The following is an 11347-nucleotide window of genomic DNA, read 5'->3' on the forward strand; positions in this document are numbered from 1 at the left end:
GCTCAACCCCGCCCGACCTGCCGAAACCCCCGCCGGCACGAGACAATGGAATGACGGCTGCTGGCCGCCTGACGGGGGGTGTCGGCCGCGCGTACGCGCCGGAACCGGAGGAGGGCTCGCGCACCATGGCCCAGACGAATCATCCCAGCGTCCCCGCCCAGCCCGACAAGGGGCCCGGCGACGGCACCACCGACAGGTTCGGCACCTTCCGGCCGCGGGTCGTACCCGACCTGGAGCCTGAGCCGCCGGGGCTCGACGCGGCCAGCGAGGAATTCGGCGCGGAATTGCCGCAGGGCCGCTTCCTGGACCGGGAGCGCAGCTGGCTGGCCTTCAACGAGCGGGTGCTCGAACTGGCCGAGGACCCGGCCACCCCGCTACTCGAACGGGCTAATTTCCTGGCCATATTCGCCAGCAACCTCGACGAGTTCTTCATGGTCAGAGTGGCCGGCCTGAAGCGCCGGATGGCCACCGGGGTCGCGACCAGGTCCGCGTCAGGACTGCAGCCCAGGGACGTGCTCGACCTGATACTGACCAGATCGCGGGAGCTGATGGCCAGGCATGCGGCCTGCTTCCAGAACGACGTCGCCCCGCAGCTCGCCGACGAGGGCATCCATGTCATCCGCTGGGCCGAGCTGACCGAGAAGGAGCAGGCCAGGCTCGCCACGCTGTTCCGGCAGCAGATCTTCCCGGTGCTGACACCGCTGGCGGTCGACCCGGCACACCCTTTCCCGTACATCTCGGGCCTGTCGCTGAATCTGGCGGTGGTGGTGCGCAACCCGGTCTCGGGGCACGAGCACTTCGCCCGGGTGAAGGTGCCGCCGATCCTGTCGCGCTTCCTGGAGGCGGGGCCGCAGCGCTACGTCCCGCTGGAGGACGTGATCGCCGCGCACCTGGAGGAGCTGTTCCCGGGGATGGAGGTCCTGGACCACCACATGTTCCGGGTGACCAGGAACGAGGACCTGGAGGTCGAGGAGGACGACGCCGAGAACCTGCTCCAGGCGCTGGAGAAGGAGCTGATGCGGCGCCGCTTCGGGCCGCCGGTGCGCCTTGAGGTCGAGGAGTCGATCGCCCCCCGGGTGCTCGACCTGCTCGTGCACGAGCTGAAGATGAAGCACACCGAGGTCTATCCGCTGCCCGGCCCGCTCGACCTGACCGGCCTGTTCGCGATCGCCCGCCTGGACCGGCCCGAGCTGCAGTTCCAGCGGTTCATCGCCGGCACGCACCGCGACCTGGCCGAGGTCGAGTCCGCGACTCCGCCGGACATCTTCGCGGCGGTGCGCGAGCGGGACATCCTGCTGCACCACCCGTACGACTCCTTCTCCACGTCCGTGCAGGCCTTCCTCGACCAGGCGGCGGCCGACCCGGACGTGCTGGCCATCAAGCAGACCCTCTACCGCACCTCGGGCGACTCGCCGATCGTGGACGCGCTGATCGACGCGGCCGAGGCGGGCAAGCAGGTGCTGGTGCTGGTCGAGATCAAGGCGCGCTTCGACGAGCAGGCCAACATCAAATGGGCCAGAAAGCTCGAAGAGGCCGGCTGCCATGTCGTCTACGGCCTGGTCGGCCTCAAGACGCACTGCAAGCTGTCGCTGGTGGTCAGGCAGGAGGGCGACACCCTGCGCCGCTACAGCCATGTCGGCACCGGCAACTACCACCCCAAGACGGCCAGACTCTACGAGGACCTGGGCCTGCTGACCGCCGACCCGCAGGTCGGGGCGGACCTGTCGCACCTGTTCAACCGGCTGTCGGGCTACTCGCGGCGCGCCACGTACAACCGGCTGCTGGTCGCCCCGCGCAGCCTGCGCGACGGGCTGGTCGCCCGGATCATGACGGAGATCGAGCACCAGCGGGCCGGGCGGCCCGCGTTCGTCCGCATCAAGGTCAACTCCATCGTGGACGAGGCGCTGATCGACGCGCTCTACCGGGCCTCGCAGGCCGGCGTCCAGGTGGACATCTGGGTACGCGGGATCTGCGCGGTACGGCCGGGGGTGGCCGGGCTGTCGGAGAACATCAGGATCCGCAGTGTTCTCGGGCGTTTCCTCGAACACTCCCGGGTCTTCGCGTTCGGCAACGGCGGCGACCCCGAAGTGTGGTTCGGCAGCGCCGACATGATGCACCGCAACCTCGACCGGCGCATCGAGGCGCTGGTCAGAGTCGCCGACCCGACCCACCGCGCCACCCTCAACCGCCTGCTGGAGACCGGGATGTCCGACGGCACGTCCTCCTGGCACCTGGCAGCCGACGGCAACTGGACCCGGCACAGCACCGACGCCGAAGGGCGCCCGCTGCGCAATGTCCAGGAGATGCTCATCGATGCCCGGAGGCGCCGGCGTGGCCCATCAGCAGCTACCTGACCGCCTGTCGTCGCAGCACCAGCAGACCCTGCGGGACGGGGACACGCCTGCCCATCCGTCCCCGTCCGCAGCATCGACCAGAGCCAGGCCGCCGCGCCTGCCCGCCCCCGGCGGCAGCGCACCGGCACCGGCAGACAACGGGGACACGGGGACCAGCAGCAGCATGAACGCCGAACCGTACGACGCCATGCCACCGGGCGGCGGCACCGCGGGCGAGGTGCTCACCCGCTATCTGCACGAGCGGGCCATCGCCTTCCTGCGCGGGCTGAGCCTGCGCGGCGAGAACGAGGCCGAGGCCGACGCGGTGCTGCGGGCCAGTGCCCGCCGGATCGGCGGGGCGCTGCACATATACGGGCCGCTGACCGACCCCGGCTGGGCCGAGCCGCTGCGCGCCGAGTTGGGCTGGCTGTCCACGACGCTGGGCCGCGAGCCGCAGTACGCCACCCGGCTGGCCCGGCTGCTGGGCGCGCTGCGGCGGCTGTCGATCACCGCGGAGGGCCAGGAGGCCGTCGTCGCGGTGGGCGGCGCGCCGCCGCCCCCGCCGTCCGGCGGCGGACCGCTGGCGCTGGGCGCGGCCCGCGCGGGCGCCCTGCTCGAACGCCAGCTGACGCTGGCCAGGACCCGCGCGCACTCGGCGTCGCTCCAGGCCATGGGCTCGTCCCGGTTCCACGCGCTGGCCGACGCGATCGCCGTCCTGGCCTCCGAGGTGCCGCTCGCACCCGCCGCGGCGGGCCCCGCCCGTACCGTCCTGCCGCCGATGGCCGCGCAGGCCCACCGGCGGCTGGCCGACGCCGCCGCCGCGCTGCCGCTGCACCGGGCGGCGCACCCGTACAACGCCGACGCCGTGCAGGCCTCGCTCGGCGCCGACCTCACCGCCGACCTCCAGGACGCGCCCTGGCACCAGGTGCGGGTGCTGCTGCGGCTGACCCGTTACGCGGCCGAGGTGACCCGTCCCGACGGCGGGGCCGACCGGCAGCGGCTCACCGACGCGGGCACGCTGCTCGAACGGCACCGGCAGGCCGCCGAGTCGGCCTCCGCGGTCGCCGCCGCCGCCCGCACCCCGCGGATCGCGCCGGCGACGGCATACGCGCTCGGTGTGCTGCACGCCGACCAGCGGCACGAGGTCGAGGCGGCCCGCTTCGCCTTCTCCCGGCTGTGGCAGCCCGCAATTCCGGGGGTGCGCGGCCAGTGACCGAGGACGAGGTGGCGGTACGGGCGGCGGGCGTGGTCCTGTGGCGCGCCGCGCCGGGCGGCGTCGAGATCGCCCTGGTGCACCGGCCGCGCTACGACGACTGGAGCCTGCCCAAGGGCAAGCTCAAACGGGGTGAGGAATTCGCCGCCGCGGCGGTGCGGGAGACCAGGGAGGAGACCGGGCTGCACTGCGAATTGGGCGCTGCGCTGGGCTCGACGCGCTATCTCGTGGACGGGCGGTCCAAGGAGGTTCGCTATTGGGCTGCCCGGGCCCACGCGGGCGATTTCGTCGCCAACACGGAGGTGGACCGGATGGTCTGGCTCGGCCCCGCGGCGGCCGAGCTCCGCCTCACCCACGAGCGTGACCGCCCCCTCATCGCCGCCTTCCTCCTGACCCTGCCCTAGCCGCCCCTCGGCTGCGGCCGTGCTCCTCTCAGTCCCCCGGGTGCCCGGGGGATGGCCGCGCGGACGCCCGACGCCAGCTCCTTCCGGGTGCCCGGGACAGGGCGCGCAGACGGCCAACGCCAGCTCCTCACGGGCACCCCCTGCGCCAGCGGCACCCCCCAGCCCCGCGCCAGCGGCGTCGCGCCCCCTGCCGAAGCGGACCGGACGGCCCGTGCCCGGGGGTGGGCAACGCCTGGCGCAGGGGTACCGCACGTAACGGCCGCACCCCCCGGAGGGAGTGGCACCGGGCTGACGGGTGAGGTTCACCCGGCGTTCACCCTCTCCCGTTGGTCGCTTCATCTGATCTGCCTAATTTCGGCCTTACCGGTGAGCACGAGCCGCCGGAGGACGCAGATACACAACCCTCTGCTTCGCCGTCGACCGGCGGGCTCTCGGAAGGAACACACGAAGGTGAAGCTTCAGCGTAAGAGCGGGCTGCGCGCCCTGACCGTCGGCGCGGTCGCGATTACCGGTGCGCTCGTCCTGTCCGCCTGCGGTTCGGACGACAACAGCGACTCGTCCACGCCGAGCAACTCGGCGAGCGGTTCGAGCAGCGCGACGAGCGGCACCAACGCGTCGGGCATCTCCTGTGCGACCGGCAAGATCCTGTCCTCGGGTTCGACCGCCCAGCAGAACGCTGTCGAGTCCTGGGTCAAGGACTACCAGCAGGCGTGCAGCGGCGCGACGATCAACTACAAGCCGTCCTCCTCCGGCGAGGGAATCATCGACTTCAACAACGGCACGGACGCCTTCGCCGGCTCCGACTCGCCGCTGAAGCCCGAAGAGGTCGACAAGTCCAAGAGCGCCTGCACCGGCGGCCAGGGCATCAACATCCCGATGGTCGGCGGCCCGATCGCCATCGGCTACAACCTGCCCGGCGTGAACGACCTGGTGCTCAACGGCTCGACCCTGGCGAAGATCTTCAACGGCAAGATCACCACCTGGAACGACGCCGCGATCAAGGCGCTCAACCCCGGCGCGAACCTGCCGAGCACCAAGATCCAGTCGGTCCACCGCCAGGACGACTCCGGCACCACCGACAACCTGACCAAGTTCTTCAAGGGCTCCGCGCCGGCCGACTGGCCGTACGAGCACGCGAAGGCGTGGGCGGCCAAGGGCGGCCAGGCCGCTCCCAAGTCCGCGGGCGTGGCCGGTCTGGTGAAGCAGACCGAGGGCTCGATCGGCTACTTCGAGCTGTCCTACGCGACCGCCAGCAGCATCCCCACGGTCAAGATCGCCACCGGCGCCTCCGCCCCGGTCGAGGCCACCACCGCCAACGCCTCCGCGGGCATCGCGCAGGCGAAGGTCGTCGGCACCGGCTCCGACCTGGCGCTGGACCTCGGCGCCGCGTACACCACCAAGGCGGACAACGCCTACCCGATCGTCCTGGTGACGTACGAGATCGCCTGCGACAAGGGCAACAAGGCCGACACCCTGCCGCTGACCAAGTCCTTCCTGACCTACATCGCGAGCGAGACCGGCCAGGCCAAGCTCGCCGCCGCGGGCTACGCGCCGCTGCCGACCGAGATCGCCACCAAGGTCCGTACCGCCGTCTCCGCCCTTTCCTGATGAAGCGGGGGGGGGGGGGGGGGGGGGGGGGGGGGGGGGGGGGGGGGGGGGGGGGGGGGGGGGGGNCCCCCCCCCCCCCCCCCCGCCGCCCCGCCCCCCGCCCCCCCCCCCCCCCCCCCCCCCCCCCCCCCCCCCCCCCGCGTATCCGGTGCACCGCCGCCGGGGGAGTCCGCTCCCCCACCCAGACCGGAGAAAACACCTATGACGACCACCGCTCCACCCCCCACCACCTCGGAACCGCACCGCGCCACCGCGACCGTGACGCGCCCCGGCGACCGGATCTTCGCCGGCCTGGCCCGCGGCTCCGGCATCCTGCTGCTCGTGGTGATGGCCGCCATCGCGGTCTTCCTCACCGTGCGCGCGGTCCACGCGGTCTCCAACGACCACGGCAACTTCCTGACCACCTTCGAGTGGACGCCCAGCCTGAACCCGCCGGTCTTCGGTATCGCGGTCCTGGCCTACGGCACCGTGGTCAGCTCCGTCATCGCGATGGCCATCGCGGTCCCGATCGCGATCGGCATCGCCCTGTTCATCACGCACTACGCGCCGCGCCGCCTGGGCGGTCCGATCGCCTACGTGATCGACCTGCTCGCCGCGGTCCCCAGCATCGTCTACGGCCTGTGGGGCGCGCTCTTCCTGGTGCCGCACCTCAAGGGCGTGAACCTCTGGCTGGACACGTACTTCGGCTGGACCTACATCTTCCACAAGGCCGACCCGAACTCCTCGGCCCGCTCGCTGTTCACCGTGGGCATCCTACTGGCGATCATGATCCTGCCGATCATCACCAACGTCAGCCGTGAAGTGATCAACCAGGTGCCCAAGATGCACGAGGAGGCGGCGCTCGCGCTCGGCGCGACCCGCTGGGAGGTCATCAGGCTCTCGGTGCTGCCCTTCGCCCGCTCGGGCATCATCAGCGCCTCCATGCTGGGCCTGGGCCGCGCGCTCGGCGAGACCATGGCGGTCGCCACCGTGCTGTCCGCCTCGCCGACGCTGTCCGGCCACATCCTGGACCCGGTCGGCGGCACCTTCTCGCAGAACATCGTCGCCAAGTTCGGCGAGGCCGACGACTTCGGCCGGGACGCGCTGATCGCCTCCGGCCTGATGCTGTTCCTGATCACCCTGCTGGTCAACGGTGCCGCGCGGATCATCATCCAGCGGCGCAAGGAATACTCGGGGGCCAACGCATGAGCGACACGGTTATGGACGCCCCGCAGGCGCCCGGCAGGCCCGCCTCCCCGCGGCTCGCCTCCCGCCACCTGCCCCGCTGGAGCCCGCTGGCCATCGCCGCAGGAGCCGTCGCGATCGGCGCGGCGGTCGGCGCCGGCGCCGGACTGCGCAGCCACATCCAGTGGGGCCTGATCGCCCTGGTGCTCTTCGTGGCCGGCTCCTACGCCATCACCGCCCGGGTCGAGGGCCGCAGGCAGGCCAAGGACCGGGTCGCCACCAGCCTGATCTGGTCGAGCTTCATCCTGGCCGTCATCCCGCTGTACTCGCTGGTGGAGACCACCATCAGCAAGGGCGCCGACATGGTGGACGGCACCTTCCTGAGCCACTCGATGAACAACGTGCTGACCATCAACCCGGGAGGCGGCGTCTACCACGCCATCATCGGCACCCTGGAGCAGGTCGGCATCGCCACCGTCATCGCCGCCCCGCTGGGCATGCTCACCGCGATCTACCTGGTCGAGTACGGCAAGGGCGCGCTCGCCAAGTGGGTCACCTTCTTCGTGGACGTCATGACCGGCATCCCGTCGATCGTGGCCGGTCTGTTCATCCTTTCGGTCTGGTTCGTGGTCGTCGGCTCCGCCCCGGCGTCCGGCTTCGCCGGCTCGCTCGCGCTCGCCCTGCTGATGATGCCGGTCGTGGTGCGCTCCACCGAGGAGATGCTCAAACTGGTGCCCAACGAGCTGCGCGAGGCCTCGCTGGCGCTCGGCATCCCGAAGTGGCGCACCACCGTCAAGGTGGTCCTGCCGACCGCCGTCGGCGGCATCACCACCGGCATCATGCTGGCGATCGCGCGTATCGCGGGCGAGAGCGCCCCGATCGCGCTGCTGGTCTTCGGCAGTGCGGTGATCAACACCGACCCGTTCAAGGACCCGCAGTCGTCGCTGCCGTACTACATCTTCGAGCAGTACAACAACGGCAACCAGCCCAGCTACGACCGTGCGTGGGGCGCCGCCCTGGTCCTCATCGCGTTCGTGATGATCCTGAACCTGATCGCCCGGCTCATCTCCCGCTGGAAGGCGCCCAAGGCCGGTCGCTGACGCGGCCCACCCCAGCAGTCAGCAGACCGACCGCAGAAGAGAAGTGATCCCCATGGCCAAGCGAATCGACATCAGCGGCCTGTCCGCGTACTACAGCGCCTTCAAGGCGATCGACGACATCTCGATGACGATCGAGCCCGGCTCGGTGACGGCCTTCATCGGCCCGTCCGGCTGCGGCAAGTCCACCTTCCTGCGCACCCTGAACCGCATGCACGAGGTCACCCCCGGCGGCCGGGTCGAGGGCAAGGTGCTGCTGGACGACGAGAACCTGTACGGCTCGGGCGTCGACCCGGTGACCGTCCGCCGCACCGTCGGCATGGTCTTCCAGCGGCCGAACCCGTTCCCCACCATGTCGATCTACGACAACGTGGCGGCCGGTCTGAAGCTGAACGGCATCCGCAAGAAGAACGAGCTGGACGGCATCGTCGAGAAGTCGCTCAAGGGCGCCAACCTGTGGAACGAGGTCAAGGACCGGCTGAACAAGCCCGGTTCCGGCCTGTCCGGCGGCCAGCAGCAGCGGCTGTGCATAGCCCGCGCCATCGCGGTCGAGCCGCAGGTGCTGCTGATGGACGAGCCGTGCTCGGCGCTCGACCCGATCTCGACCCTCGCCATCGAGGACCTGATCGGCGAGCTGAAGACCCGGTTCACCATCGTCATCGTGACCCACAACATGCAGCAGGCCGCGCGCGTCTCGGACCGTACGGCCTTCTTCAACCTGGCGGCCGTCGGGCAGCCGGGCAAGCTCATCGAGATCGACGACACCCAGCGGATCTTCTCCAACCCGTCCGTGCAGGCCACCGAGGACTACATCTCGGGCCGCTTCGGATAACCAGGACCGCCGTGCGGTGCTGCATGGCGGTGCCACCGCAAGGCGCAGGCCCCGTCCCCGTCAGGGGGCGGGGCCTGATCCGCGTCACGGCGTCGCCGCGTGCTCAGCCGAAGACCAGCTTGATGGCGTAGTAGCAGCCGGCGGCGACCACCGCGGCGGCCGGCATGGTGATGAACCAGCCCGCCACGATGTTCTTGGCCACTCCCCAGCGGACCGCCTTGACCCGCCGGGTCGCGCCGACGCCCATGATCGAGGACGTGATCACGTGGGTGGTGGAGATCGGCGCCTGGAAGATGTACGAGGACGCGTAGAGGATCGACGCGGAGGTCGTCTCGGCCGCGAAGCCCTGCGGCGGGTCCAGGTCGATGATCCGCCGGCCCAGGGTGCGCATGATCCGCCAGCCGCCCGCGTACGTGCCCAGCGACATCATCGCCGCGCACACGAACTTGACCCAGATCGGGATGCCGTAGCCCTTGGCCGGGTCGTGGATGACCAGCGCCAGGACGACCACGCCCATCGTCTTCTGCGCGTCCTGCAGGCCGTGGCCGAGCGCCATGCCGGCCGCCGACACGGTCTGCGCGATACGGAATCCGCGCTTGGCCTTGTGCGGGTTGGCCCGGCGGAAGAACCACAGGATCGCCAGCATCACCAGATAACCCAGGACCAGGCCGACCGCGGGCGACACGAACATCGGCACGATGACCTTGTCGACCACACCCGACCAGTGCACGGTGGTGCCGCCGGCCAGCGCCGCGCCCACCAGACCGCCGAACAGCGCGTGGCTGGAACTCGACGGTAGCCCGAAGTACCAGGTGACAAGATTCCAGACGATCGCGCCGGCCAGCGCCGCGAAGAGGATGCCCATGCCTGAGCGGCCCTCGGGCGTCGCGATCAGGCCCTTGCTGACCGTTTTGGCCACGCCGCTGCCGAGGAAGGCACCGGCCAGGTTCATCACGGCGGCCATCGCGAGCGCGGCCTTGGGGGTCAGCGCCCGGGTCGAGACCGAGGTGGCGATGGCGTTGGCGGAATCGTGGAAACCGTTGGTGTACGTGAAGAAGAGCGCCACCCCGATGGTGACGATCAGCACAAAGGTGTCCACGTGGGTCAGGACTCCTTGACCGCGATGGTCTCCACCGTGTTCGCCACGTGCTCGAAAGCGTCCGCGGCCTCCTCCAGCACGTCCACGATCTGCTTGAGCTTGAGCACCTCGATGGCGTCGTACTTGCCGTTGAAGAGCTGGGCCAGCAGCTTGCGGTGGATCTGGTCGGCCTGGTTCTCCAGCCGGTTGATCTCGATCCAGTACTCGGTGAGGTTGGACATCGTCCGCAGGTTGGGCATCGCCCCCGCGGTCAGCTCCGCGGCTCTGGCGAGCACCTCGATCTGCTGCTCGACGCCCTTCGGCAGCTCCTCCACGTTGTAGAGGACGACCAGGTCAACGGCCTCCTCCATGTAGTCCATGATGTCGTCGAGCGAGCCGGCGAGGGTGTAGATGTCCTCCCGGTCGAAGGGCGTGATGAAGGAGGAGTTCAGCTGGTGGAAGATCGCGTGGGTCGCGTCGTCTCCCGCGTGCTCCGCGGCCCGCATCCTCTCGGCGATCTCGATACGGGTAGCCGAATCGGCTCCGAGCAGTTCCATGAGGAGCTTCGAACCGGTGACGATGTTGTCCGCGGACGCGGCGAACATGTCGTAGAAGCTCGTCTCCCTGGGGGTCAGACGAAAGCGCACGTGGGTTCCTCGGGATACATCGGAGTCGGTCTCGTTGATGCTAGGCGCAACATCCGGCCACAGCTAACCGGCGTCATCCAGTGTCGCCCACGGGACAGAGTCCCCCTCACGGGGGATGCGTCGCACACGGTACCGATTCGGTAAGATATACCCACCAGGGGTATAAAGGGACAGAGAGGGCGGACGGCGGGATGGCGGACAGGACGGCGAAGTCGGCAGTGACGGAACCAGCGGCGGGATCGGTGGCGGGACCAGCGGATTCGACAGCAGACGAGATTGTGTCGCCGCCGGGGCCGCATGGCTATAGCCATGACAAAGAGTCGCACCTCAAACGGCTGCGGAGGATCGAGGGCCAGATCCGCGGCCTCCAGCGGATGGTCGAGCAGGACGTCTACTGCATCGACATTCTGACCCAGGTCTCGGCCAGCACGAAGGGGTTGCAGTCCTTCGCGCTGCAACTGCTCGAAGAGCATCTGCGGCACTGCGTCGCCGCGGCGGCGGTCGGGGGCGGCCCTGAGATCGACGAGAAGGTCGCCGAGGCGACGGCGGCGATAGCGCGGCTGCTGCGGACGTAACGCCGGCCTTGCGGCGCCACCGCCGTCCAGCGTCTCGCGTCCCGCCCTGCGGCGCTCGGTCCCGCGGTGACCGGCCCCGCGGTGACCGGCCTTCAGTGCCTTGTCCTCAGCGCCCGCAGGGCGCCGGGCTGCGGTCGACCTCCAGCACCTCGTCGATACGGGCGAAGCTCAGCCGCTCCTCGTCGGCGGTGGAAGCGGCGATGATCAGCTCCCCGCACAGCTCGATCTCGGCCAGGGCCACCGGATCGTCCTGGACCGTAGCCCCGGGCGACGGCACCATATCCGCACCACCTCCTGCGCCACGTGTCCCGTCCAACGGCCGCCATCCAGCGTAGGGACCCCCTTGCCCCGGCGCATGGCACGTAAGGACCATTTCCCGGGCCCCCCGCCCAGGAT

Annotated in this window: 11 protein-coding genes; 8 read left to right on the forward strand and 3 right to left on the reverse strand. The window is 70.2% G+C overall.

The genetic code is table 11. The features are described from left to right. The first annotated feature begins 125 nt into the window (after positions 1–125). The 7 genes from V7E46_RS31980 to pstB all read left to right on the forward strand — a co-directional run bounded on the left by V7E46_RS31980 (position 126) and on the right by pstB (position 8651). Positions 126–2354, forward strand: coding sequence for an RNA degradosome polyphosphate kinase (locus V7E46_RS31980; RefSeq protein WP_333771682.1), 2229 nt, complete (start codon positions 126–128; stop codon positions 2352–2354). 163 nt (positions 2355–2517) lie between these two features. Then, positions 2518–3546 carry a CHAD domain-containing protein gene (locus V7E46_RS31985; protein ID WP_333771683.1) on the forward strand — a complete coding sequence of 343 codons (1029 nt, stop codon included), beginning with the start codon at positions 2518–2520 and terminating at the stop codon, positions 3544–3546. After that, positions 3543–3950, forward strand: coding sequence for an NUDIX hydrolase (locus V7E46_RS31990; RefSeq protein WP_333771684.1), 408 nt, complete (start codon positions 3543–3545; stop codon positions 3948–3950). The genes V7E46_RS31985 and V7E46_RS31990 overlap by 4 nt, the downstream gene beginning before the upstream one ends. 450 nt (positions 3951–4400) lie before the next feature. Continuing rightward, a complete protein-coding gene (gene pstS, locus V7E46_RS31995; RefSeq protein WP_333771685.1) occupies positions 4401–5558 on the forward strand; it encodes a phosphate ABC transporter substrate-binding protein PstS in 1158 nt (385 codons plus the stop codon). Between the two features lie 201 nt (positions 5559–5759). Further along, complete coding sequence (gene pstC / locus V7E46_RS32000; protein WP_333771686.1) at positions 5760–6746, forward strand: phosphate ABC transporter permease subunit PstC; 987 nt, start codon at positions 5760–5762, stop codon at positions 6744–6746. After that, the gene (gene pstA / locus V7E46_RS32005; RefSeq protein WP_443054414.1) at positions 6743–7822 is read left to right on the forward strand and encodes a phosphate ABC transporter permease PstA; all 1080 of its coding nucleotides are present in this window, start codon (positions 6743–6745) and stop codon (positions 7820–7822) included. Before pstC ends, pstA begins: the two co-directional genes overlap by 4 nt. Positions 7823–7874: 52 nt before the next feature. Beyond that, on the forward strand, positions 7875–8651 hold the full coding sequence (gene pstB, locus V7E46_RS32010; RefSeq protein ID WP_329176195.1) for a phosphate ABC transporter ATP-binding protein PstB: 777 nt from the start codon (positions 7875–7877) through the stop codon (positions 8649–8651). A gap of 103 nt (positions 8652–8754) precedes the next feature. Here pstB and V7E46_RS32015 read toward each other — a convergent pair whose 3' ends face one another. Further along, positions 8755–9750, reverse strand: coding sequence for an inorganic phosphate transporter (locus V7E46_RS32015; protein ID WP_333771687.1), 996 nt, complete (start codon positions 9748–9750; stop codon positions 8755–8757). Positions 9751–9755: 5 nt separating this feature from the next. Continuing rightward, positions 9756–10376 (reverse strand): DUF47 domain-containing protein, encoded by a 621-nt coding sequence (locus tag V7E46_RS32020; protein WP_329176198.1) that lies wholly within the window; start codon positions 10374–10376, stop codon positions 9756–9758. Between the two features lie 191 nt (positions 10377–10567). Here V7E46_RS32020 and V7E46_RS32025 point away from each other — a divergent pair, with 191 nt between their 5' ends. Further along, positions 10568–10951 (forward strand): metal-sensitive transcriptional regulator, encoded by a 384-nt coding sequence (locus tag V7E46_RS32025; protein ID WP_333771688.1) that lies wholly within the window; start codon positions 10568–10570, stop codon positions 10949–10951. Between the two features lie 106 nt (positions 10952–11057). Here V7E46_RS32025 and V7E46_RS32030 read toward each other — a convergent pair whose 3' ends face one another. Further along, on the reverse strand, positions 11058–11231 hold the full coding sequence (locus tag V7E46_RS32030; protein ID WP_329176202.1) for a hypothetical protein: 174 nt from the start codon (positions 11229–11231) through the stop codon (positions 11058–11060). Positions 11232–11347 lie beyond the last annotated feature (116 nt).

The sequence above is a fragment of the Streptomyces sp. IBSBF 2435 genome, from assembly GCF_036815005.1.
GTDB lineage: Bacteria > Actinomycetota > Actinomycetes > Streptomycetales > Streptomycetaceae > Actinacidiphila.

Coding starts and splice junctions, on each gene's coding strand:
- V7E46_RS31980 (WP_333771682.1), top strand. CDS start 126: ATGGCCCAGACGAATCATCCCAGCGTCCCCGCCCAGCCCGACAAGGGG.
- V7E46_RS31985 (WP_333771683.1), top strand. CDS start 2,518: ATGAACGCCGAACCGTACGACGCCATGCCACCGGGCGGCGGCACCGCG.
- pstC (WP_333771686.1), top strand. CDS start 5,760: ATGACGACCACCGCTCCACCCCCCACCACCTCGGAACCGCACCGCGCC.
- pstA (WP_443054414.1), top strand. CDS start 6,743: ATGAGCGACACGGTTATGGACGCCCCGCAGGCGCCCGGCAGGCCCGCC.
- pstB (WP_329176195.1), top strand. CDS start 7,875: ATGGCCAAGCGAATCGACATCAGCGGCCTGTCCGCGTACTACAGCGCC.
- V7E46_RS32025 (WP_333771688.1), top strand. CDS start 10,568: ATGGCGGACAGGACGGCGAAGTCGGCAGTGACGGAACCAGCGGCGGGA.
- V7E46_RS32030 (WP_329176202.1), bottom strand. CDS start 11,231: ATGGTGCCGTCGCCCGGGGCTACGGTCCAGGACGATCCGGTGGCCCTG.